Source organism: Paenibacillus sp. P13VS (genome assembly GCF_015143645.1).
In the GTDB taxonomy this organism is placed as follows: Bacteria; Bacillota; Bacilli; order Paenibacillales; family Paenibacillaceae; genus Paenibacillus; species Paenibacillus xylanilyticus_A.
Genome location: NZ_WYEV01000018.1, coordinates 12,951 through 37,887 on the forward strand (window position 1 = coordinate 12,951; position 24,937 = coordinate 37,887).

Below are 24,937 nucleotides of genomic sequence, written 5' to 3' on the forward strand. Positions count from 1 at the left end.
GATCTTTATTTATGCTGCAAATCCCGTGTGATCTTGCGCCCTGTCGGGGTCTGGGCGAGGCCGCCGCCTGCTGTTTCGCGTAATGATTCAGGCATGGCCGATCCAACCTCAAGCATGACCTGTACCACCTCATCGGAAGGGATAACACTGCGGACTCCGGCCAGCGCCATATCGGCGGCTCCGAGAGCAGTAATGGCACCAAACCCGTTCCGTACGATGCATGGAATCTCGACAAGCCCCGCTACCGGATCACAGATCAGACCAAGGGTATTCTTCAGCGCAAGCCCAACGGCGTGGATGGCCTGGGAAGGAGACCCGCCCCGGATATCCACCAGCGCTCCAGCTGCCATCCCGATGGCTGACCCCACTTCCGCTTGACATCCGCCTTCCGCACCAGAGATGAACGAATTGTTGGCAATGACGTAACCGATTGCCCCGGAGGCGAACAGGCCGTAGACCATCTGTTCATCGGTCCAGCCGAATCGCTCCTGACTGCTGATAAATACCCCGGGAATAATACCGCAGGAACCCGCCGTCGGTGTAGCAATAATTCGACCCATCGAGGCATTGACCTCGGATACTGCAAGTGCGTAACTCATCGACAGACTGGCATGGTCACCGAGCATGGACTGTCCATCTGCACGAAAAGCCATCAATTTACGGGCGTCTCCTCCCGTTAAGCCGCTTTTGGAAGTGGTATCGGTGTGAAGACCTTGATGCACCGCACTTTTCATAATCTCATAATACTCTTGCATCTGGCCGAACACGGTACCCGTGTCTTCGCCTGATTCATGACATTGCTCTTCCAGCATGAGCTGGCCGAGGGAAAGATTGCGGGTCTCCGCCAGTTCGGCAAGTTGTTTTAGCGTTCGAAAGTTCATTGGCGTAGGCTCCTTTATCGATTAAGCGGTAAATAGTTCCAATATTCAAATTAAAGGTGGAGCAGCGTGACTTCCTGGACTTCCGGAATCACTTCAATCTGCCGCACCACGGCGTGGTCAATCCGGCCATCACATTCAAGCACCATCATGGCTTCACCCCGCCGGTTCTTACGATCCACAGACATGTGTCCAATATTGATGTGATTATCTACAAGCAGGCGAGTGACGACAGCAATGACACCGGGTTCATCGCTATGACGAATGATGAGTGTAGGATAGAGAGCCGTCAGCTTCAAGTTGTAGCCGTTAATCCGGACAATCTCGATATTCCCTCCGCCGATTGACGTACCGATCATGTTTAATGTCCGAGTTCCCGCTGCGTTGGTCAGTACAATCTCTGTCGTGTTCGGATGCGGATACAGACCTGTTCCCGGACGGATGACAGTTTGCATGCCTGCCATGTCTGCATGGGCAAAAGCCTCGGGCAGTCCGGGATCATCCGTGTCCATATCCAGCAGCCCGCCAACGATGGCGGTGTCGGTACCATGTCCTTTATATGTTGCGGCAAAAGAGCCAAACATGATGATTTCCGCATGGGAAGGGCATTCGCCGAACAGTTGGCGAGCCGTGCGTCCTATCCTTGCTGCTCCTGCAGTGTGGGAACTTGACGGTCCAACCATGGCTGGACCGATAATGGAAAATACGTCTTTGAACCTCACTGTCTCATTCTCCCCGTTTGGGAGGCTGTACATCTGCGGGAACAAGGCAGTCGTACACTTCCCCGCCGAGTCTGTCCAGCAACTCCTGCTGTGCTTCCTTGACGATCTCTGGATGCAGAATGGATTCAATGGCCGTAGCTGCCATCGCTTTGGCGGCGAGCAGCATGCCCTTGTGAGCAAAACTGCTCTTGCCTTGGGCAACGGTTTGCCAAGCATGAAGCGGTGTGCCAAAGGCCATCGTGGTTGTAATACACTGCGCGGTCGGCACATTCCAGCTGACATCGGCAACATCGGTTGATCCACCCATGAAGGTCTCCTTCTCGTCTGAATACGGAGCAATAAAGTTCGGCAGCGGTCGCTCGGCCAGAAGAGGGGCGAGTTCAGGACCAACTAACGCGCCAGCTTCCTGCTGATTTTGGAGCGGCAGCGTCTCATAGATGGCTTTGGCATAATCGTATTCGTCCTCTGCATATTCAGGTGCGCCGAAAGCCACAAGATGCTGATGCATCACTTTCTCAAGCGTGCTGTTCGGAATCAGGTTGGCGCATGCGCCTTCATATTTAAAATCCATCGTGGTTTCCGTCATCAAGGCGGCCCCTTCAGCGACCTTCACCAGACGATCAAACAGACTCCGTACCTGAGCGCTCTTCGGTGCTCGGACGAGATAAGTGACCTCGGCTTCCGCCTGCACGACATTGGGTGCCAAACCGCCCGAGTTGGTAATAGCGTAGTGAATCCGGGCCTGATCAATCATGTGCTCCCGCATATAATTGGAACCGATATTCATCAGCTCAACGGCATCGAGAGCGCTTCGACCCAGGTGGGGAGCGGCAGCAGCATGAGCACTAATGCCTTTAAAAGTAAACGTGCCGTGAATGACTGCATTGGAGCTTCCATGCATAACGGCATTCATGGAGTGAGGGTGCCAAGAGAGTGCAGCATCTACGTCTTTGAAGTAGCCCTCGCGAGCAAGATACGTTTTACCATATCCGCTTTCCTCCGCCGGGCACCCATAGAAACGCACCGTTCCTTGGGTTTCCGGATGCTCTTGAAGGTAGTCTTTGACTGCGACTGCCGCAGCCACAGCGCCTATGCCAAGCAGGTTATGTCCGCATCCATGACCGTTACCACGCGGCTGAACGGGCTGGTATGTGCTGATGCCTGCTTCCTGGCTGAGATCAGCCAGTGCGTCATATTCGCCCAGTAAGGCAATGACCGGCAGCCCCGAACCATAGGAGGCGATGAATCCGGTCTCCAGTCCGGCAACACCTTTCTCGATCGTGAAGCCTTCGGATTCAAGCAATTCGATCAGCAGCTCTGCGGATTGAAATTCATCGAACCTTGTCTCTGCAAATTCCCAGATTCGGTCACTGGCTTGGGTGAATACCTCGCGTTTTCCTTCAATGGCATCGGATATATATTGGGTTAGATCAATCGTTGTTGTCATGGAATACACCTCTTTACATGTGTTTTATGATGAGTACGAAATGGCTTGTTTGTTACGGCATGATTTTTATTGAAAAAAGGATACTAAGCTGCTGCGTCATTAAACGGCTGTTGCCTGCACTTCAGAACCACTGTCTTGTTTCGAACGACGCGAGAAGAATAACGAAAGGGAGCAAATGAGAGCGAAGGCGATCAACATGATGAAGGCCGTTGCATAAGATCCTCCTGAAGCCTCTACCAGAAATCCGATCAGCATCGGTGTCAGGAAACCGGCGAGCTGTGCACCTGTGTTGATGAATCCATTGGCCGTTGCGACTACAGATTCGGGCATGGTTTTTAGTGATTTTGAAATGATCAGCGTGGAAATAAATCCAGCCATGGCCGTTACGATTGTCATGTACGTAATAAATGTGGCAATGCTTCCCGAGGAGCCCATGAGGTACAGGAAGAAGGCAACCAGTACACCGAATACGGAAGCGATAATCCGATCTTTGCCAGCCGGGATACGGTCAAGCACATAGCCACTGAGGAGCATGGTGAAAATGCTGACGACGGCCGGGATGGCTGCAAGCAGTCCCATTTCCGTCATATCCAGTCCCCGGACATTGACCATGTACGTTGGCATCCAGGATTGGAGTCCCCAGTTGACGGCATAGATGCTGAAGTAGCTGATGAACAAGTTCCAGATCATAGGCGTTTTCAGAACGTCTTTAAGTGATGTTTTCGGTTGCTGGCCTGAAGCAGTGGAAGTAAGCGCCGATTTCGCAGGTTCTTTTAATAAAAAGAACATGAGCGCCGTGATGAGGATGCCCGCCGCACCGATGATGTAAAACAGGTTGCGCCAGCCAATGGTCACAAGGGCATGTCCAGTCAAAATAGGAGTGACAACCCCCATAATTGCAGCGGATGCCAGCATGATCGACATGGCTCCACTTCGCTGATTGACCGGGAAGTTGGTGGCGATAGCTTTGGAACCGGAAGGGAAGAAGCTGCCTTCACCAATACCAAACAGGAAACGAACGAAGATAAGAGAGAGTAATGACCAGGCAGACCCGGTCAGAATGGTGAATATGGACCAGGAGAACAAGGAAACAAGAATGACCTTACGGTAGCCAAAACGGTCGGCGAGTGCTCCGCCCGGGATTTGCATAATGGCATACCCGAGGAAAAAGCTGCTGAGAATGATTCCTTGCGCGGAAGCGCCCAGACCCAGATCCTCAGTTATTCCTACAATGGCATAGTTGATGACGAAGCGGTCGAGGTTGCCTAGGCACCAGCCGAGAAACAAGAGAGCGAGAACAATGTACTTGAAGTGTTTGCTTTGCATGATTTTGGACATTGTGTTACCTTCTTTCTCATCGATTGTTAACTTGATTTCTGTGTTGATATAAAGTTACAGGATGAGGGGGTACCAACACAATGTATATATATGTATAATAAATTGTAGTTTTATGTGAAAACCTACATTGACTTGGGGGTGGCTCTGTTGAATGGAATCTTACATGAAATCCTGAGAGAACGGTTGGGGAAATGCGATTATGAGGTTTGGATCAGCAGTAATTGGGAAGATTGGGTGCTGAATGAAGCCATTGGCAAAAAGGAAAGTATACCACCTTGTTTTGATGAAAGTCTCCCTCTTCAACACCCCAAAGTAGAGCAAGAATTAGATGAAATGGTGTTAGTTTTTCTGCCATATAGCAATAATATATGCGTGGCAATTCGTGTTTTTAAGAACTGGCACTGTTCTGCGGAAGATTTAGTTACGCTATCCTCATTACTCTACCCGTATTATACGGAGGCTGTGGCAATCAAGCATGAACGTGCCTTGAACGAAATCATGAACAGTATCCGTGATGTGACTCAGCTGTTAGATCTGAATGAGCTGTTGAGCCGGATTTTGGTGAGTGCTCTATCGGTTATACCTTATGAATGTATCGGAGTGTTATGGAGATACGATCCTGCAATTGATGCACTGAAGGTTAAGGCAAGAGCTGGCGAAATGGGCGAGGGCATGCTGAAAATGAAGCTGAAGCCGGGTGAAGGCATCATTGGCAGTACGTTCAAGCGAGGCACTCCCAAGCTTTACAACAGTTTCTCCACAGTGGAAGATGATTTTGGAAACATGACTCCTGACAACAAGTCTCATTTGAATTCGGCATACGACTTTCAGAATATCGGGTCCATCATTTCGGTGCCGATCAAGGTGGGAGGAGAGCCGGATTGCGTGTTAATCGTTTATCAAAAAGGAAGGGTCCCCATATTTACGGAATCGGATGTACGACTCCTGCAGAGCTTTGCCGACCAGGTTTCCATTGCCATCACGAATGCCCAGCTCTATGAGGATCTAAGCAAACGGAACGAAACACTCATCAAACGAGACGAGATTCACTCATCCTTAATGCGGCTGTCCCTCCAAAATAAAGGTGCGGTATCCATCGTTAACGAATTGACACGTATCATTGGCGTGCCCATCGTATTTATCGATTTTATTGATAATGAATGGATTCCCAAACGGAGCAGTGTCCTGAATGATTGGGATATGGAGAAGCTGCGCAATCTGTACGAATCCTTACATCATCCTGATTATCTGACATGTATCAAGGGCGACGATAGCCAGGTATTTCAATATTTGTACCCGATTGCTTCGGCTAATCAATGTCTCGGTTATCTGATTATGCAGATGAATACTCCGCTGGAACCATTGCAGTTAATTGCGCTGGAGCAGGGAAGCTCCATTCTGGCTCTTGAACTGATGCGCAAGCAGTCTCTGGCTGAATTTTACTTCAAGAAAACACAGCAATTCTTCAATGAACTGAGACTTAGTCAGGACTCGGAGGATTACTGGCAGAAGTCAGGGGAGATCGGGATCGGTCCTTCAACATCCATCATAGTGGGTCTTTTGGAGTTTGCGGATAGGCTGAACCCATCCACCTATAGTCCTTTATCCGTTCAGCTCATTGCTTATCTGAGAGAGAAAATGCCAAGCGGAACGCTGCCTGTTGCGTTTGGGGATGAGAGGCGAATTACCTTGCTGCTGATCGTGACTGATGGGGTTAAACCTGGTAAGCTGGAGCAGCAGTTCAGCTCCCTGGTGAAGGACTGGGAGAGTCGAAATCAGGTGAAATTATTCGGAGGTTTAAGTTCAATCCGATCAGGCGTGGATGCGATTAATACGGGATTCCAGGAGGGCGATAAGGCACTGGCGTATCAGAAGACAAGGGGAGAACGGGGAACCATTCGCTATACGGATATTGGTGTCAACCGTTTGTTCATCCGGCAATCTGCGGAGGATCTGAATACGTTTATGGCAGAGATCTTTGAGCCCCTGCGACCTGCCAAAGGGCAGACCGGCGGATTGGAGGAAACGCTAATGACATATATGGCTTCCGGAGGATCTGCTGCTCAGACGGCAGCCACGCTTCATATTCATATCAATACACTGTATCAGCGGATTCGCAAAATTGAAGAGATTCTGGGCATGTCCTTGAGTAACCAGGAGCACCTGCTTCATCTGCAGCTGGCCTGTTATCTGCGGCAGACATACCGCTCATCTTGATCGAACACATAAAAGGCAGAACCACACATTCACTGAATTAAATACCATGGCAACCGACTCTCTGGCTGAGGGTCGTTTTTTGTGTGCATAGGTGAAGTATAATGATTAGAAAGGAAATCATGAGAAACTTGGACGTGCGAGTCGTTAGGGAGGTGCATATCACGTTGCTTCAAAAGAAATTCGTACAATGGGCCGAACTGAAGGCAGGCCCGCTGCGAACACTTCATATTACTACCGAACCGGTGAACCATGGACGTGTGAATGAACAATATATTCCAGATCCCTCGACCGGGGTTGTTCATGAATCAGAGTGTGCCATGGGCCAAGTAACCGTATGGGAGTCCGGACAAATGGAATACGAGGTCATTAACATCGAAACGGAAGAATTGATCTTGTGGAAGTATATAGAGCAGATTCAGGAAGAGACTCCTGATTTTGATAAGCTTTTGCGAATATATTTCCAAGTGTTACAGACGGGTGTTAATCCTTAACGTATACAGCGTGAGGCTGTCGAGATGTAATGGCTGCTGACTTCCATTTACATCATGTCCATTGTTCATTACACTTGATATATAGTTATGCTAACCCCCAATACAGATTATCAGGAGGAAACCATTCATGCATCAATCCGAACATATTCAAGAAGCTAGAGATTACATATTAAACCGAATCAACACCAAGCCTGCCGTAGGCATGATCCTCGGTTCCGGCCTTGGAGCACTTGCGGACGAGATCGAGAATGCTACTGTTATTCCCTATACGGATATTCCGTATTTTGCACAATCGGAAGCTGTTGGTCACGCTAACGAGATGGTCATTGGTGAACTAATGGGCCAAACGGTCGTAGCCATGAAAGGGCGTCTTCATTATTATGAAGGTTTCACGCTGGATGAAGTGACGTTTCCGGTTCGCATCATGAAGGCGCTGGGTGTCGAGCAATTGATCATTACGAATGCCTGCGGTGCGATCAACACAAGCTTCCAGCCAGGTCAGCTGATGCTCATTACGGATCACATTAACCTGGTAGGCAACAATCCATTGATGGGACCCAATAATGCCGAGCTGGGTGTGCGTTTCCCTGACGTATCCCAGGTATACAGCCGCGAGTTGCGCAGTATTGCGCTTAAGGTTGCAGAAGAGCAGAAGGTCAGCCTGCAGCAAGGGGTGTATGCGTGGTGGAGTGGCCCTGCGTATGAGACACCAGCCGAGATTCGCATGATTCGGACAATGGGTGCGGATGCTGTAGGTATGTCTACGGTTCCTGAAGCGATCGTAGCCATCCATGGCGGCATGAAGGTGCTGGGCATCTCCTGTCTGACCAACATGGCCTGCGGCATTCTGGATCAGCCGCTTAGTCATGATGAAGTCATCGAAGTGGCTGCACAAGTGAAGACGACCTTTACCGGGCTTGTCAAAGGCATCCTGCAAGAGATGTAGGGAAGAGAGGCTTCTCCTTTTCATAGTAACTAATGAAAAAAGCATTGTCCATGTCGGATAATATCCGGTGGACCATGCTTTTTTCTGATCATAATCAGGTGCGAAAATATTCCTAAACGGGCAGAAACGACCTATAATAAGAGAGATTCAAACTGGTAGAATAATCAAGATCGGCTGATCAAAGGAGACTGACAGCAATGGAAGAGTTGGGTTCAACGGAATATGTCATTTTTGAACGCATCAATGCGAACTGGTTAAGGGGATTTGAAGGTGTTGGGGGAAAGCTGTTCCTTACCAATGAACGATTGGTCTTTATCCCACATGGTCTGAATATTCAGACCGAATGGCTTCAACTTGAGATCTGGGGCATGACCAGGATTGAGAAACGAAAGACCTGGGGAATCATTCCTAATGGCATTACAATTACGATGGAGGTTGGACACGTCTTCAAATTTGTCGTTTGGAATCGTTCGAAGATTATCCGCGAGATTATACGTGCCAAGAAAATGGATAATGAATTGATGTAGAGTCAGCAAGAAGTAGTACATATGCGAAGAAATAGGTACTTTGAGTAATGATATGGAGGTCGTAACAATGAACCAACTAACGATGCATCAAGCTGTGCAGGAAGATGTGGAGCGGCTTGCTGATTTGCGTGCTCTGGTTCTGTATGATGATCTGACCAGATTGGGAAGGTACGACGAGGTGAAGGTTCGGGAACGTTTCCGGAACACATTCGATCCGATCTATACCTGGATTATTCAGCTGGAGGGTTCGTCTGTAGGTTGTGTGTCACTGAAGCCTACGGCGGAGGGGGCTCTGCTGGAGCACTTTTATATTCATCCGGATGTTCAGGGCAGGAGAATTGGAACCGAAGTATTGCAAAAGCTACTGGAAAAGGACGAAGTCAGAGGTAAACGTGTCACATTGAATGTGCTGCAGGGGAGCCGGGCGAAGCATTTATATGAACGTTTCGGGTTTGTTGTAGATCGTGAAGATGAGGTAGATGTGTTTATGTCCGTCCAGCTAACAGAAGATTGAGTGTCATATGGCACAACGACAGGCCCATTCATTTAATTCTTGAATGGGTCTATTGAACATTTCTATTATACTTTCCTGCATCTTTATCCTACTATGGATAATAACCTACTTATTTTATAGGAATTATATACTATGGAGAATGCCGATATGCCGGATTGGAAGCGTAATCTGTATATTCTGTGGTTGGGGCTTTTTTTCAATCATATGTCGTACACCTTGTCCGTGCCGTTCTTTCCTCTGTTTCTGCAAAATGATCTCGGAATTAAGAACGGGCTGGAGGCCTGGTCCGGTGTCTCGATCTCGATCAGCTTTCTGATCAGCGGATTATGTGCGCCCTTCTGGGGATTACTAGCTGACAAATACGGCAGCAAGCTGATGCTGATCCGTTCAGGTGTTGGGCTGGCGATTGCCCATTCTGCCAACTATTTGGTTCAGGATCCTTACACCTTCATCGCTGTTCGGGTCTTTCAGGGACTCATGGCAGGATTCAATCCGGCCTCCATCACATTAGTCGGCACGAATACGCCGGAGAAACATGTCGGTTATGCGCTGGGTGTCATCTCCACATCCACTGCAGCAGGCGGAATTCTTGGGCCTCTTGCTGGAGGTGTGCTCAGTCAATGGATTGGGCTGCGTGGATGCTTTATTGCATCCGGGATCATTACATTGTTCTCGGCTCTGCTGGTTCTTGGCGTAAAAGAGTCGCGCAGAAGCCATAAAGTGGCTTCTACCAGCATTCTGGGAGATCTGAAGAGAGCCGCATCCACTCCCGGTTTAATGCGGATCTATGGACTCATTTTACTCGTCTCCACGTCCGTGCTCATCATTGAACCGGTGCTTACGCTGTATGTCGTTCAGATCGGTGGAGATGTAAGCCATGCGACACTCAGTGCAGGCATCGTATTCTCAGCCATCGGGGTAGCGACAGTCATTATGGGACCCAGATGGGGAAAGATTGGTGGCAGGATCGGGTATGAGAAAACCTTGTTTATCGGGCTGATCGGCGGCGGTATTGGCAGTCTTCTTCAGCTAACTGCGTATAATCTCGTGTATTTTGGAAGTTTGCGATTTATCTATGGTCTGTTCTTCGCTGCGGTCTACCCGGCTCTCAATGCATTAATTATCAAATATGCGGAGCAGGATTTCCGGGGCAGGGCCGTTAGTCTCAGCCAGACGGCGAGCCAATTCGGTATTGTGCTTGGTCCTTTGATCGGCGGCTTGCTTGGTGGATGGACCGGGATTCCTTTCATTTTTCTGCTTACAGGGATCGTACTTCTCGGGGCTGCCTGGGTGGTAAAAGCAAGTGATATGAAACCAGTGAACAAGAGTGACCGGATTACCCACGAAAACATAGGGAGGACTTGAATATGACGAAACGACAACTGAAATTGGGGGCCAATCTGAACGGAGTCGGGAACAGTATTTCCTTCTGGCGACACCCTGACATTCCGATTAATGCCAGTGTTAACCTTGATTTTTACAAAAAACAGGCGCGTAAAGCGGAGGAAGGCAGGTTCGATCTCCTATTTATTGCTGACGGTCTCTTTATTAACGAAAAATCCAATCCTCATTTTCTGAATCGCTTCGAGCCCTTGACCTTGTTGTCTGTGCTGGCAGGAGCCACTTCCAATATTGGGCTGGTTGCGACATTATCGACTTCCTACAGCGAACCGTTTACGGTAGCGAGGCAATTTGCTTCACTGGATCAAATTAGCGGAGGACGGTCGGGCTGGAACGTAGTCACTTCCCCACTGGAAGGATCGGCACTGAACTTTGGCAAAGGCGAACATCCAAACCATGCGCTTCGCTATGAAATTGCTGAAGAGCACCTGAATGTGGTCAAAGGACTGTGGGATTCCTGGGAGGATGACGCATTTGTCGGGGACAAGGAGAATGGTGTCTTCTTCGACCCTTCCAAGCTGCATACGCTGAATCACAAAGGGAACCATTTCTCCGTACAGGGACCGCTTAATGTGGCACGTTCAAAACAGGGTTATCCAGTCATTTTTCAGGCAGGTTCATCCGAATCCGGCAAAGATCTGGCAGCGAAATCAGCAGATGCTGTATATACGGGACATGAGACGTTTGAGGAAGCAAGAGAGTTTTACCGGGATGTTAAGGCAAGAGCGGTAGCATATGGACGCCAGGCTGAAGACATTCTGATCTTCCCGGGTATCGGTCCAATTGTGGGCAGAACAGCGGAAGAGGCCGAGCAAAAGTATCAGGAAATTGCCGGACTGGTCAGTATTGACCACGCGCTGAATTATTTGGGACGTTATTTTGACCATTATGACTTTTCCCAGTATCCGCTGGATGAGCCTTTCCCTGAGATTGGTGATTTGGGCAGCAATAGTTTCCGCAGTACAACAGACAAGATCAAGCAGCGGGCACGAGAAGAGGGGCTGACTCTCCGCCAAGTCGCGCTAAGAGCATCTACGCCGCGAACCTCTTTCATTGGAACACCCGACCAGATCGCCGACCAGATCCAGGAGTGGTTTGAAGGTGAAGCCGCAGACGGTTTCAATATCCGTACCGTTGTGCCGAATGGACTGGCGGATTTCGTGGATCTGGTTGTCCCTGTTCTGCAGGAACGAGGACTGTTCCGAACGGAATATGAGCATGAGACACTTCGGGAGAACCTGGGGCTTACAATTCCGCGTAATCGGTACACGCTGGAACGTGTGAACTAAATGGAGTAATTTGACGATGGATATTCAGGTTGGACTAACTTGAGCCAAGTCCCGTTAATAGGAGGTAAAAAAAGAGCGGTAATGATGTATCTTCAACGTCATCACCGCTTTTTTTGTATGCAAATCCGCTTGGTTCAGAATGCTTTGAAGGAAATCCATACGGATCCCACCATGACAACAATGCCGCCAATACTGGTCATCAAGTAGTAAAAGTCGCTAGGTTCGGGGTCGTTCACCCAAATCCAGCGAAGGGAGATGAGGAAGAGGATATCCTGAAACCTCCTGTAGTAGAAGCTGCACCATCCAAATATCAGTCCGGCGAGTGCGAGAAAAAGGTAGACAGGCTCACCTTGCGTGTGATGGTATATCGGGTAAGCAGCAGTCACGATTGTATCCGGTGAAAATTGCTCTTCGTCCTCGCTAAGTATTCTCTGGTTGTTAACGTAAAAAGCGATGGAAGTTATGATATTTCCTTCTTCATCAAAACTTCTTAATATACCACCATGGTCCTGAACCTCATACGTGTCTCCTTTGGGGTATAACACGCTATATTTTGCATGAGGTTTCGAACTGAGTTCTGTAATGATATATTTCTGATCGTCGATGAATACGGTGCGCTTCTGCTGCTCCACTAACACCTGAATGGAATCAGCCGTTCTACTCTTATATATCAACTGGTTTTCTTCTTGGCGATCCAATAAATACTTGTTAGTGTCTGCATAGAATATATGTTCCGTGAAATAAGGCTTGGATAGGAAGCCAACGATCACAGACAGTACCAAAAGGCATGAAAAGAAAATAATGGTGGGGGACTGGATTTTCTTAAGCCATTTCGTCATCGTATCACCTACCTTTCCACTTTTTTCTATTACGCTGATTTCGGGAAAGGGTTGCGTAGGGTTTGAGGGTTTGTGCCATAAAAGAAATGGAACATACTGGTTTCTTTTTTGGGCGTGGCTGTTATTATGAATTTATACCCTGAATTGGAGCTTGAGAGGGTGCAGCAGTCGTTGCCTATTAGACAAGTCACAGGAGGAGATTGGGATGATTAGAGGATTAACGAAAGCAGGTTTGGGGAAGATCGAGTCTGACGAACAATATATTACGAGTGCAGCCAAATATGGCTTCCAATCCGTAGATTTGAATCCGCTCTCATTGGTTCAACAGTACGAGAAGGAACAAGCTGCACAGCTATTGGAACATAATCAGGTGATCATCGGTTCATCGGATTTAACCGTGGACTGGAGAGGCTCGGAAGAGCAGTTTCGTGCAGGGCTCAAATCTCTGGTTGAAATGGCTGAAGCCTCTGCTTCGCTGAATTGCTTCACTTGCTGCACTTATGTTCTGCCCTCGACCGATCAGCCTGCAGCATCCTTCATGGCGGCAGCTACCAGACGGCTGAAGCTCTGCGCAGATATCCTGGGTGCTTACGGTATCCGGCTAGGGCTGGAGTTTGTCGGCCCCCATCATTTGCGGACCCAGTGGAAGAATCCGTTTATTTGGAGTGTGGAGGACACCTTGGACTGGATCGAGACCATTCATGCTCCCAATGTAGGCTTGCTGGTGGATTCCTATCATTGGCATACGCTTGGTTTGCGTATGGAAGAGGTGCTGCAATTGAAAAAGGAACAGATTGTTCACGTTCATATTAATGATGCCTCTGATCTGCCGATTGAAAAATTGCTTGATAATGAGCGCCTGTATCCAGGCGAGGGAGTCATTGATCTGACGGCTTTCCTGAAAAATCTGAAAGCCATTGGTTACACGGGCCCTATAGCCCAGGAAGTTCTGGCACCTGCATCAACACTTGATTCAAGCGAGCTGTTTGCCAAGTCGAAAGCAGGCTTTGACAAGGTGTTTGCGGAGTTATAAATGGATAGAGCAATGAAGATTAGGGAGTAATGCTAGAAGCTGGCGGGTTCACAGTATTGCATCGATGGATTCGCCAGTCCCTTTTTATTTTACTATTCAGTTCATGAAGAAATTAGAAATTAAAGTGATATATATGAATACCCACAATAGAAGGAGTACATAAAATGAAGTTTTTGTTTGAATTGATGTTATCTATGCTAATGCTCACCAATGGTTCGAGTGGCGACCCTCTTACCATTGAGGATGTTCAAGGCTATCTCAAAACTCATCATCTGCAATACGCTGATACAAAAATAGTGAGTGATTACTCTGCACTGTTGGTTGATGTAAAAGGAGAGCATGCCAAAGCATCTATACTTACCAAAACAGCGGATAATAAGCTTGTAATGCAACCTAACGAGTATGTATGGGAAGAAGACGAAGAGGGCATATCCGTAGAAAAGGTAGATCGATATTTATGTATTGTGATCCACGATAAAGCGATGAGTCATGATATGGATTTCGTTAACATTGTCTATGTAGATGATAATGGGGATGAGCGAAAGGATCGCTACTATTTTAAGGGGAAACAAGCCATTATTATTCCAATGCCAACCCAGAAAGAGTACATTGTAGTTGCCATTTACGGAAATGATGGTTTTATCCACGACATGATTAAACACTTCCCTGGGATCGTGTTACAGCCAAATAAATTATAGTGAATTCCAAAAATGGATAGTACAATAACAAGGGAGTGAAAAGATAAGGGGCGATCGAGGCCCCTCTATCCCCTCTCCTCCAGCACTGAACCAATATTAATCAAGCAAGCCGCGTTCCTTCATCAATTGATGCGTCACCGTCCACAATTTGTGTTGCATTCCGGTATCTCCGCCTGGAGCTACAGGTGTAATAGCCGCTCCGCTGCCCACGTTAAAATAACCTCCAGAAACGTCCCCAAACTTGGGTTCCACAGCCAGACGAGTCATGATGTCCGCCCCCCGGCGCGGGTCGCCGATGTGCAGAAACGTTAAGATGCGCTCAAGTACACTCGCGAACCACAGCTCCCGTCCAAGACCAGTGACATTGAAACCTGGATTCAAGGCATTCACACAAACCCCGGTCCCATCCCATTGTCTGGCTAGTTCGCCAGTAAACATAATATTCAGCAGTTTGGTTTTGCCATAGATCGGAGAGGAGCCACGTGCAGTAAAGGGAGTGGTATCCATCAAGTCATCCGGCAGCACCAGCTGGCCATGATTCCGAGAGGCTTCAGATGCAACGTTCACAACACGGGCATGACCCGACTGAATCAGGGAATTACGCAACGTATGCGTTAGCAGCCAAGGTGCCAAATAGTTCACGGCAATCATCTCGGCAAATCCTTCAGAAGTCACTCTCTGCTCAAACGCATGGAGTCCGGCATTATTTAAAAGTACATCGATTCGTGGAAACGCTGCGGCCATTTCAAGCCCGAGACGTTTTACATCACTTAGCAAGGATAAGTCTCCGAAGAAAAAGTACATATTGGCAGAGGGCACGATTGCCCTGATTTTGTTTCGGGTAGCCTCGGCGCGCTCTTCGCTTCGGGCTGTGAGTACAAGATGTGCACCACGTTTGGCAAGCTCGATGGCAGCAAGCTGCCCCAATCCGCTGGTTGCTCCGGTGATTACGATAATAGGCTGTGTTGTTTTCATAGTGAAGTCTCCTTTTGACACGAACATAGTCGATAGATATAATTGACATAAATCAACTATATATATTAATTGAATATTAATTGATATTTGTCAACTATATTTTCTGATGCCTGCTTTAACGAATTAAGGAGGGAACAACAAAATGAGTGAACATGCAATCAAAACCAAAGACAGAGAAGCCCTGGAACTGGCGCTTGGTGAGCAGATCCATGCCCTGATTAGTGCTTCGCATGCACTTAATGTTCGGTCTGCCGAGCGTTTTGATGCGACACTGCAGCCTGCTGCTTTTCACCTCGTACGGTGGCTGTACTCTTATGGTCCTACAAGCGCTGCAGCTTTGGCAGAAGCGACTGCGATGGACCGCAGCTCGGTAAGCCGCCTGATTAAGCAGCTCGAAACGTCAGGATATGTGAGCAAGGCGCAGGACCCTGATGATCGGCGCGGCATTCTCTTGTCTCTGACGGAGCTTGGCGAGCAGTCGATAGTGAATGCACTGAAGGAGAAGGAGTCTGCCTTTTATGAGCGTATATCCAGATGGGATGATGAAGAGCTGGGACGTTTCACCACCATGCTTCGGCAGTTTAATGGCTTGGAGGAGTAGTGTAGGGTATGTAGCGCAAGTTGTGTTGATATAACCATAGCCATTGTAAAAAATCAAAAAGGTGATATCCACATTTCCGCTGGACATCACCTTATGATCTACTGAGGAAAAAAACAGAGTTTTATTTGTCGGCAAGGTATCCTAGACCATGTTTGAATAAAGTACTCGAATCTACAGGACGCATGACTTCCCTGTAACGAGGAATGTTGGTGATATCCGTTGGACTGACGAGCGCTCCAGCATAATTAGCCTCGTCATATGTAGTAGATTTGCCTTTGGAATTAACATCCCACTCACAATCTTTTTACGTAATCCAAGATGTAAAATTCAAGTCAAAAGAGAACATTAACCGAGTAGCCGTGGGATGTAGAGCGCTTAAATATCTCTGAAATGGATCGTAAGTATTACAATGTTTAGAATCCTGTTCACAGTACGATTTTTACATAATTCTTCAGCTTGGCCGCCTCTATCATGGAATCCTCACAGACCTCTTCCTGTCATCCACAAGAGTGGTGAAAGTTTCCTGAATGGTGAACAAATTTCGAACTTTGCAAAGGGCAGGATGGGCCTGATTTTATCAATTCCGACTCATGAAATGAGAGATTTAGAGAGGAAAGCATGATATGCATATAGCAAAAGAAAGCTTTAATAGAACGTAAACGAATGCAGCTCTATGTAAAATTTTTAATAGGCGCTTTCAACACGTTGACCCTGCCCTCAAAGTCTCATATATTTACTCCCGTCACAACAACACAGAACGGGTGGAGGGATCAGGTTGTTCAACAAAAAAGGAAAGAAAATGCTAGCGATGCTTACGCTGATACCCCTGGCTACAGGGATGGTCATGGGAGCGTTTCCTGCGGCAATTACCTATGCAGCCGCGGGAGATAATACACCAGTCAGCAGCACGGCTGCAGGCTCATGGCAAACGGGGGATTTGCACGTACATACATTTGAATCAGATGATGCGCAGAATTCGCTGGAGAACGTCCTGGACGCGGGTTTGACGCAATATGGGCTGGACTGGATCGCGCTGACGGATCATTTGCGGTTATCCAAGCGGGATCACAACGGAAATGAAATTCCGGGTGGGTCCATTCCGATGTCCGTGGGGATGAATGAATATCAGGTTCCACAGATCAAGGCACTACAGGAGCAGGGCAAATATGCAGGCAAAACGATCTTCTCCGGCTTCGAATGGGACATGCCAACGCATGAACACGTTGGTGTGGGCATTCTCACCGATGAGCCGAATTCGACCGAAGCGCTGGAAGCTGCCAAAGAATTCGAATATCGTTTTACCAATCGCGATGCGAGTCTGTTTGATCCGGCGGATGTAGTGGCCTGGGAACAGGAAGGTGGACGTGCCTATACGACACATCAGGATGCGCTTACTGCCATTGAATGGCTAAAAACCAACTATCCAACAACGAGCTATGCGATGATCAACCATCCTTCTCGTGGCAAAAATAAATATACAATTGCGGACTTCCGCGATTTCAACGATCTGGCACCACAAGTGGTATTCGGTATCGAAGGCATGCTGGGTAACCAGATGGAACCGGATCGCGGCGGGTATAACACAACCTACAACGTGTCTAATCCAACGGCAGACGATGGGTACAAATACCGTACATATGGCGGTGTAGACTACATGGTAGCCATAGTGGGCGGACTGTGGGACGCACTGCTTGGAGAAGGTCGCCACTTCTGGAACTATGGTAACTCGGATTACCATTTCAAGACGATTGGCACGAATTCCAGTGGTTATTTCCCTGGGGAATATGCCAAGACATACGCGTGGATTGAGGGCAGCGGAATGCAGGCCGTGCTGGAAGGCCTTCGTTCAGGAAAATCCTTTTCCGTATTTGGTGATCTGATTAACGCCCTGGATTTCACCGCATCCGGAGCAGGCGCTCAGGCTGAAATGGGTGAGGATCTGAACGTGACTCAAGGCGATGAGGTAGAGCTGAAGATCCGTTTCAAGAGTCCGACGACCAGCAACAATTATGAAACACCAATCAACAGCGGTACATCCGCTGAACAGGTACCTGTGGTGGATCACGTTGACCTGATTGCAGGAGTTGTGACAGGCAAGGCCGAGAAGGGTACAGCCGCATATAACAAGGATACCAACGATACCACCCGCGTGCTGGCTACCTTCACATCGGACGATTGGACGACAGATGCCGAAGGCTACAATGTCATCACATATAAGATCAAAGCGACGGAACAAGACCAGTATTTCCGCCTGCGCGGCACGAATCTGGATATGAACGTTCCAGGCGAGACGGTGAATGGCGAACCACAGCTGGATCCGAAGAACACAACTGCGGATGCAGAAACACGTTTCAACCAAATCAATGATAGCAACTATAGGGATCTGTGGTTCTACTCCAATCCGATCTTCGTGAATGCGGCACCTTATAGTGATGTGCAGGCGGTAAATGATACGCTCCAAGCGATTGATCTGGGGGACCTGAACGCGGTCACTTCCGACCTCACTCTTCCTGTTGAAGGGAAGCATGGAGCAACGATCACTTGGTCCAGTTCCAATCCGGCATTGATTGATAATCAAGGCAAGCTGCTGACACAACCGGATAACAATGAACGATTGGAACTGACGGCAACGGTACAACGCGGCAGCGAAACTCAAACGAAAGTTTTTACTGTCATCGTAGAGGGCACGAATAATCAGGTTCTGATTTTGAAAAGCAATATGACGACCACAGACGGCCAGCCGTATCATACGGATACATGGACGAAACAGTCTGTATACGTAAGTGTAACCAGCGCGGTTTATGCACCGGCGACTTCGGCGACCATTGAGCTGTCCCGTGATGGAGGTCAAACGTATGATCCTTATACCTCGAATACACCTCTGGAGATTGCCGAGCCTGGAGAACACAGCCTGTTGTTCCGAGCTACAGACGATCTGAACAGTGAGTATACTTTACCTGTGATGATCAAAATTGACCGTGAAATTCCGGTCATTACGCTGCAAGGCAGCAGTCAGATGACATTGAACGTGGGGGATACCTACACTGAGCCTGGAGCATTGGCATCCGACAATGTGGGTATCAGCGGTTCCGTACAGATGGATGGCACCGTGAACACGCAAGCAGCCGGAATCTATACGATTCGTTATAACGTAAAAGATATCGCTGGCAATGCAGCAGCAGAAGTCACACGTACCATTACGGTACAAGCCGGTTCGAACAATGGCGGTGGATCAGGCGGGGGTAATGGAGGCAGTTCCGGTGGCAATACCGGAGGAAGCACGCCAAGCGTACCGACAACCCCAACCGTTCCTACAACACCATCCACTCCGGAAACAGAACCAGATTCATCCACTGAAGTGAAGGTTGAAGTGGAAGCGAATCAGCCAGTACAGACGGGGATTAAAAACGTGGTAGAATTCAACGCTCCGGCTGGAGCCGTTGGGGAAAAAGATACCTTGCAGCTGTCCGTGATTGCACAGGACAAACTGCAGTATGCAGCTTCGCTGAACGTGCTGGGTCAAGCGGTACAGATTAGCCGCACGGGCGGACGGACGTTGAACCATTCGGCTGAGTTGAGCCTGAATTATGATCCGGCAGGTTTGCTAAGTGGAACGAAGCCAGCAATCTATTATTTTAACGAAGCTCGTCAGAGCTGGGTATTTGTTGGCGGGGAAACGAATGCTGCTGGAATCATCACGGCGAAGGTGAATCACCTGGGTACCTTTGTAGTGTCCAGTTATACACCCGTGAACCTGACGGATCTTAATGGACACTGGGCATCTGATTATGCGGATCGACTGATGGGCATGAATGTCATCCAAGGGTATGCAGATGGAACATTCCAACCGTCTAAGGAGATCACAAGAGCTGAGTTTGTCACATTGCTTAGCAAAGCATTGGCTCTTCAAACGGTAGCGTCCACGACTTCTTTTGCTGATGAGGAAGCTCTACCTGCATGGGCGAAGTCTGAGATTGCAGCTGCCGTGCAAGCCGGTATTGTGACAGGCTATGGAGATAATACATTCAAGCCTGATCGCACCATTACCCGTGCCGAGATGGCAGTGATGATGGCAAAAGCACTGAAGTTGAGTGATGTGCGGGCAGGAACGAACGGTGAGATTGCCAAACCAAGCTTCACCGATGCAGCACAAACGCCAGCTTGGGCACAGGAAGCCATGGATGCAGCTGTGCAAGTCAATATTATTAATGGGTATACGGACAATACGGTTCGCGCGGAGAATATGACGACCCGTGCGGAAGCAACAGCTATGATTTACAAATTGCTACTCGCAATGTACCTGTAAAGAAACGGAATTAAAAATGAGGAGTATCACTTTCGTGATACTTCTCATTTTTTCTGTATTTTTAAAAGTAAAATCAAAATATAAACAAGAAGGGTAAGTACCAGTGCAGAACCCAAATACAGACCAATAGTACCTATGGCAATGATTATGTAAGTCACAATTAAACAAGCCATATACAATAGAAAAAACTTTAGTAGTTTTATTCTGATCTCCTCCTATATACAGTAAAAGACTTATCCAATAGGATAAGTCTCTTAGATGTTTCTGTCTACCAAATTTTACAAGTGTAATTGTTTACTTCAGATCGATCAACACTTGTTTTCCTTCTTACTTTATAGCACCAATATGGGAATAAATAAGGCTGGCAGCAGATTCAAAACTTTGATCTCCGTAATCTTCAGGACGTTCAATCCGGTACAGAGTGCCAGAATACCGCCAATCAGTGTGATTTCGTTAATGATGTTGGTCGTCATGTATACGGATATGAAATCAGCCGAGAAGAAGACCAGTGCTTCAATGACAAATAAAATAATTGCTGAAAACATGATGCCAAAGCCGAAGGAGGAAGCCAGGATTAATGCCGTAATGCCTGAGAAAATGGTATTGATCTGCAAAAAGGTGTTATCACCCTGCAGTGCACTTTGCAGCGGACCGAGAATCGGTATCGACCCTAAGCATAATAAGGAGATCGCAACCGTCAACCCTTCATTCAGTCCATTGGATGAGAAGCGGGTCATGATCCTGGACAAGATCTGATCGAAATTAATAAGTTGACCGATAATCCCGCCTATCGTAAGAAAGATAACAAACATCACCTGATACTGACTTGTAGAGATGCTGTTGATGGTTGTGCTAAGGCCGATGATGATAGCACTGATCCCAATGACTTGATACAGAATGGCTTTATATCCGTCATTGACAAATTTTTTGGTGATCGCTCCAAGAGTACTTCCGAATACAATGGAAAAGCAATTGACTAATATTCCTAACATGATTTCACTCCTGAATTCACCAAACCGAGTTTAGAACATCGTCTACTTGCTGTATTCTCGTCACAGATGGTGATTGAATTAGATTTCCTTTGACCATGACCATGCGTACATCGGATAGTGCTTCAATATTTTCCAACGGGCTTTGGTCCAGCACGATCAGATCTGCCTGTTTTCCAATATCGACCGTACCTGTAACGTCTTCAATGCCCAGAATCTTCGCGTTGGTTCGGGTCACCATATCGATCAGGTGTCTGTTGCTAAGGTTAGTCTGTTTGATATAGTAGTCCATCTCTCTCCACATGTCATAGTGAGTCACATACGACATGGCGGCATCGGTGCCAAGACCGATGGTAATGCCGTTGTCGATGGCCTGCTGCGCACCTTTTAACATGGATGTATACACGAGTCTGGCGTTTTCTTTCACGGTTGCACTCACCTTCGTTACGCTGGTATCGAGCAGAGCAGAGGGATAAGCAGCCAGAAAGGTAGGAATGAGCGCAGTATAGCCATTCAGGGCATTTGGATTGTTTTTGAACAGGCTGATAATCTCGTCATCCATCTCGGAGCCGTGCTCAATGGTATCGACGCCGCCCTTTAATGCGACTCTGACACCCTCCGTGCTTTCCACGTGAGCTGCCACCCGCAACCCGATTTTGTGGGCTTCCTCGCAGATCGCGGCAACTTCCTCTACCGTCATCTGCAAACGGCCTGCTTCGCCGACCATTTTGGCATCCGTAACGCCGCCAGTTACGCAGATTTTGATGAGATCCACGCCGTTCTTCACATTGATGCGTACATTCCTGCGAGCTTCCCAAGGGGAATCCCCGACCAGAGCCAGGAAAGGAGCACCATGACCTCCCGTTACACTTAGGAAAAATCCAGAGACAAGCAGATTAGGGCCAACGAATTCACCGTTATTAATCTCATCCCGCAATTTTACATCGGTATAGAAGAATTCGCCGACACTGCGCATCGTGGTTACGCCCGCGTGCAGTGCGGTCAGCGCATTGCGTTTCATTCTTTTTTTCAGAACGTTCTTGCCGAATTTCGTGTTCAGGATTCGATCATAGGCGAATTGCAGCATGCCTTCGCTGACCGACAGGCTGAAGGGCTTACCATCCGCAAAGAGATGGACGTGAGCGTTGATCAAGCCAGGCATCACATATTTTTCCGATAGGTCGATGACCTCATAGTGGCTCGGAATGGCCAGTTCACTTGATTTTCCAATCCCCTGAATCAGCCCTTGCTCATTGACCAGGACGGTCATATTTTTCTCCAGATCGCGATTAAGGTCTCCATGAATCAGATGGCAGTTCTTTAATGCATAAGCTGTTTTCGTCATTGGGGGTTCCTCCTAGAAATGAGTTTCGAATTTAAAATTGAATTATTAATTCATTTTTGAGCCAAAAAAATTAGAGGGTTGGATTAGGCATTTTTTTGGCGTGCGGACCAAGTACGTTTGTTGTTATTGACCTGGTCTGCACGCTGTGCCAGCTAGGCATATAGCTTATTCGCTCAAACTCTTAATGCCGTATAACCGGTATACATATAATGCTTCAAAAATCTGCTTGCGGCTGTCCTCGCTCATGTCCCGTTTTAACAAATCCAGGTTCATGTCGATCACATTGTGTGCGAGGATATCGAGCAAGATCAGGTGTTCTTCCATTCCAATCTCATAATGCTTGTACTGCTTTTTGAGATAGGCTTTCTTGGTTTCGATCATGGTCTCGACGAGCTCGTTCTTGGCGTTGGTGTAGATCGTTCCTTTGTTCTTTTCGAAAATAATGATGATCTGGTTCCGGTATTTGCGCAATACGTCAACCTGTTCCTGTAGCAGTGCGGATTTCCTTTCGCTGTCAGTTTCCTCCTCGAACAGGTTCTGGTTATCGAAGTGAATGGTATCGACCAGCACTTTTTTCAGGTAATCCACCAGATCGGGCGGAACGACCGCGTAGAACAGATCCTTTTTGTTTTTGAAATACGTATAGATATTGCCTACCGAAATATTGATTTCATTCGCAATGTCGCTCATTTTGGCATCCACAAAGCCTTTCTCGTAGAACACCTTGAGCGCCGCATATTCAATTTCTTTCCTGACTTCGTCTTTCTTGGATTGCACCATTGAGAACGACTCCTTAATAATGAATGAGTGATTCGTTATTAGGTTATTCTTATTTTGTGGGTTTGTCAATGGGAGTTATGATACATTTTTGAATGCAATATAATTGTATAAATATGTGGACTAGAAGGATTTATCTGTTATTCTGTCGAATAGTCTTTAAAATTAATTATAAAGTGACGTTTGTACTGAAGAATATGTCATAAGGATGATAAACTATGAAGTCTCTAAATCATGATGCAACAAATAGTTGGAATGGTTACTCTTATCAAGGTAAAACGGCTATTTACACTGTGCTAAAAATAATAAATGACAAAAGTTTAGTAAATGAAAATGTAAAAAAATTCGAATTGGAATTAGAGCACTTAGAGGATTTTACAGTAATTTATAATGATAAGGAAGTATCAATACATCAAGTTAAAACTTTTAATTCTACTGCCCCAAGCGAATATAAAGATGCTGTATGGACTCTTTTAGGTAAACTTGCAATAAAATCTCATATCGACAAAGCTTATTTGCATACTACTGAGAAACTTCCTGATAAAACAACTCTAAGAGAAAGATACAAAAACCTCACTGCCCCTACAGCAACTGGTTCTGAAAATCAATTGAATCCAAATGAGTATTATCAATATGTTATAGACAATGATCTTTATGAATCAGTTTTTGAAAAATTTGATTTGTTTACATATGATCAAGATTTAAATCATTGTAATCTTACAGAAATTAAAAATCGAATTATTTTTCAATTATCCAGATATTATAAGGAGAGGGGGATATCTAGAAGCGAAGAACATTATAATCGTCTTTATTATTTTTTGCTTTCTATACTTGATAACCATGTTTCTGAAAGGCATAAATTTTTGCAAGAAGGTAAAGTTACCAAGGACAATAGAAGAATTCCATTTAGTGACATTTATGAAGCTCTAAATTGTAATTTTGAGGAATCTAGTAAACAATATTATACATATGTCTTACGAGAGTTATACTGTTCTGTTTGTGAACAATTTTTATATGATAATCAAAATGAAGCTAGCTCTATTGCTTTTCAAAGAGTTAAGACATTTTATGATGATGTAAGATCAGTAGATGATAATGCATTTTTAAAGTTATGTAAAAAATGGACACCTCATGTTCAAGCGAGCGAAATAAATCTTAGAACCTTTCATGGTCTTATTCCATTTCAAGGAATACGGGACCCTTTACTTAAAGCACTCTATGTTTTTAGAGAGCCGCTCCATAATGATCAGTCGGTTTTTTTGAGAAAAGATGAGAACGGCCTAAATTTAGTATATTTGCCTACTACGTTGCATGAAAGGCCTACATCATTAATCGATGATGAGTTGCTAGATGAAAAACAAGTTAGCCGAATAGCTAAAGATATAATGATGAACTCAGATATTGAAGATTTGCATGAGATAGATGTAATGATTTCCTCACATATACCAATGCAATCTTTAGAAGAAGCAGCATATAAATATACTCATATCTCAAATGAAGAACTCGAGAGTGATAACGAATCAGAGGATGATAAATTTATGAAAATAAAACGGATAAGAATGATTAACTTCCCTCAAGCAAGAAAGGAGCTTGAGTAATGATAC

21 protein-coding genes are annotated in these 24,937 nt (G+C 46.7%); 12 read left to right on the forward strand and 9 right to left on the reverse strand.

What is annotated here, in order from left to right:
• Positions 1–5 precede the first annotated feature (5 nt).
• From sdaAA to GUA98_RS27220, 4 genes are all read right to left on the reverse strand, one after another.
• Positions 6–881, reverse strand: a complete 876-nt coding sequence (gene sdaAA / locus GUA98_RS27205; RefSeq protein WP_095359693.1) for an L-serine ammonia-lyase, iron-sulfur-dependent, subunit alpha — start codon at positions 879–881, stop codon at positions 6–8.
• Between the two features lie 50 nt (positions 882–931).
• Positions 932–1,600, reverse strand: a complete 669-nt coding sequence (gene sdaAB, locus GUA98_RS27210) for an L-serine ammonia-lyase, iron-sulfur-dependent subunit beta (RefSeq protein WP_153979635.1) — start codon at positions 1,598–1,600, stop codon at positions 932–934.
• A gap of 4 nt (positions 1,601–1,604) precedes the next feature.
• Positions 1,605–3,047: a M20 family metallopeptidase gene (locus GUA98_RS27215; RefSeq protein WP_193725023.1), complete on the reverse strand. Its 1,443-nt coding sequence runs from the start codon at positions 3,045–3,047 to the stop codon at positions 1,605–1,607.
• A gap of 99 nt (positions 3,048–3,146) precedes the next feature.
• Positions 3,147–4,385 (reverse strand): MFS transporter, encoded by a 1,239-nt coding sequence (locus tag GUA98_RS27220; RefSeq protein ID WP_227780164.1) that lies wholly within the window; start codon positions 4,383–4,385, stop codon positions 3,147–3,149.
• A gap of 147 nt (positions 4,386–4,532) precedes the next feature.
• Here GUA98_RS27220 and GUA98_RS27225 point away from each other — a divergent pair, with 147 nt between their 5' ends.
• The 7 genes from GUA98_RS27225 (at position 4,533) to GUA98_RS27255 (ending at position 11,770) form a co-directional block, all read left to right on the forward strand.
• On the forward strand, positions 4,533–6,602 hold the full coding sequence (locus GUA98_RS27225; protein WP_153979634.1) for a helix-turn-helix domain-containing protein: 2,070 nt from the start codon (positions 4,533–4,535) through the stop codon (positions 6,600–6,602).
• 164 nt (positions 6,603–6,766) lie between these two features.
• Positions 6,767–7,093 (forward strand): hypothetical protein, encoded by a 327-nt coding sequence (locus GUA98_RS27230; RefSeq protein WP_153979633.1) that lies wholly within the window; start codon positions 6,767–6,769, stop codon positions 7,091–7,093.
• A 127-nt stretch (positions 7,094–7,220) separates the two neighbouring features.
• Positions 7,221–8,039 (forward strand): purine-nucleoside phosphorylase, encoded by an 819-nt coding sequence (locus tag GUA98_RS27235; protein ID WP_193725024.1) that lies wholly within the window; start codon positions 7,221–7,223, stop codon positions 8,037–8,039.
• Between the two features lie 197 nt (positions 8,040–8,236).
• On the forward strand, positions 8,237–8,566 hold the full coding sequence (locus GUA98_RS27240; protein ID WP_193725025.1) for a GRAM domain-containing protein: 330 nt from the start codon (positions 8,237–8,239) through the stop codon (positions 8,564–8,566).
• Positions 8,567–8,633: 67 nt separating this feature from the next.
• Positions 8,634–9,080, forward strand: a complete 447-nt coding sequence (locus tag GUA98_RS27245; protein WP_153979630.1) for a GNAT family N-acetyltransferase — start codon at positions 8,634–8,636, stop codon at positions 9,078–9,080.
• Between the two features lie 147 nt (positions 9,081–9,227).
• On the forward strand, positions 9,228–10,445 hold the full coding sequence (locus tag GUA98_RS27250) for an MFS transporter (RefSeq protein ID WP_193725026.1): 1,218 nt from the start codon (positions 9,228–9,230) through the stop codon (positions 10,443–10,445).
• A 2-nt stretch (positions 10,446–10,447) separates the two neighbouring features.
• Positions 10,448–11,770 carry an LLM class flavin-dependent oxidoreductase gene (locus GUA98_RS27255; protein ID WP_193725027.1) on the forward strand — a complete coding sequence of 441 codons (1,323 nt, stop codon included), beginning with the start codon at positions 10,448–10,450 and terminating at the stop codon, positions 11,768–11,770.
• A gap of 134 nt (positions 11,771–11,904) precedes the next feature.
• On the opposite strand, the gene GUA98_RS27260 is transcribed toward GUA98_RS27255, so the two are convergent.
• Positions 11,905–12,609 carry a hypothetical protein gene (locus GUA98_RS27260; RefSeq protein ID WP_193725028.1) on the reverse strand — a complete coding sequence of 235 codons (705 nt, stop codon included), beginning with the start codon at positions 12,607–12,609 and terminating at the stop codon, positions 11,905–11,907.
• Between the two features lie 205 nt (positions 12,610–12,814).
• Here GUA98_RS27260 and GUA98_RS27265 point away from each other — a divergent pair, with 205 nt between their 5' ends.
• Both GUA98_RS27265 and GUA98_RS27270 read left to right on the forward strand, forming a co-directional pair.
• A complete protein-coding gene (locus tag GUA98_RS27265) occupies positions 12,815–13,642 on the forward strand; it encodes a sugar phosphate isomerase/epimerase family protein (RefSeq protein WP_193725029.1) in 828 nt (275 codons plus the stop codon).
• Between the two features lie 164 nt (positions 13,643–13,806).
• The gene (locus tag GUA98_RS27270; RefSeq protein WP_193725030.1) at positions 13,807–14,340 is read left to right on the forward strand and encodes a hypothetical protein; all 534 of its coding nucleotides are present in this window, start codon (positions 13,807–13,809) and stop codon (positions 14,338–14,340) included.
• 96 nt (positions 14,341–14,436) lie between these two features.
• Here the strand turns inward: GUA98_RS27270 and GUA98_RS27275 are convergent, their stop codons facing one another.
• On the reverse strand, positions 14,437–15,315 hold the full coding sequence (locus tag GUA98_RS27275; protein WP_193725031.1) for an SDR family NAD(P)-dependent oxidoreductase: 879 nt from the start codon (positions 15,313–15,315) through the stop codon (positions 14,437–14,439).
• A 142-nt stretch (positions 15,316–15,457) separates the two neighbouring features.
• Here GUA98_RS27275 and GUA98_RS27280 point away from each other — a divergent pair, with 142 nt between their 5' ends.
• Together GUA98_RS27280 and GUA98_RS27285 are read left to right on the forward strand one after the other, a co-directional pair.
• Positions 15,458–15,916, forward strand: coding sequence for a MarR family winged helix-turn-helix transcriptional regulator (locus GUA98_RS27280; RefSeq protein WP_193725032.1), 459 nt, complete (start codon positions 15,458–15,460; stop codon positions 15,914–15,916).
• Between the two features lie 775 nt (positions 15,917–16,691).
• On the forward strand, positions 16,692–20,222 hold the full coding sequence (locus GUA98_RS27285) for an S-layer homology domain-containing protein (protein WP_193725033.1): 3,531 nt from the start codon (positions 16,692–16,694) through the stop codon (positions 20,220–20,222).
• Positions 20,223–20,554: 332 nt separating this feature from the next.
• Here the strand turns inward: GUA98_RS27285 and GUA98_RS27290 are convergent, their stop codons facing one another.
• From GUA98_RS27290 to GUA98_RS27300, 3 genes are all read right to left on the reverse strand, one after another.
• On the reverse strand, positions 20,555–21,214 hold the full coding sequence (locus GUA98_RS27290) for a DUF554 domain-containing protein (protein WP_193725034.1): 660 nt from the start codon (positions 21,212–21,214) through the stop codon (positions 20,555–20,557).
• Positions 21,215–21,230: 16 nt separating this feature from the next.
• Entirely contained in the window at positions 21,231–22,556 is a 1,326-nt protein-coding gene (locus GUA98_RS27295; RefSeq protein ID WP_193725035.1) for an amidohydrolase family protein, read from the reverse strand.
• A 165-nt stretch (positions 22,557–22,721) separates the two neighbouring features.
• On the reverse strand, positions 22,722–23,336 hold the full coding sequence (locus GUA98_RS27300; RefSeq protein ID WP_193725036.1) for a TetR/AcrR family transcriptional regulator: 615 nt from the start codon (positions 23,334–23,336) through the stop codon (positions 22,722–22,724).
• Positions 23,337–23,551: 215 nt separating this feature from the next.
• On the opposite strand from GUA98_RS27300, the gene GUA98_RS27305 reads away from it, so the two are divergent.
• Positions 23,552–24,931: an ABC-three component system protein gene (locus GUA98_RS27305; protein ID WP_153979621.1), complete on the forward strand. Its 1,380-nt coding sequence runs from the start codon at positions 23,552–23,554 to the stop codon at positions 24,929–24,931.
• Positions 24,932–24,937 lie beyond the last annotated feature (6 nt).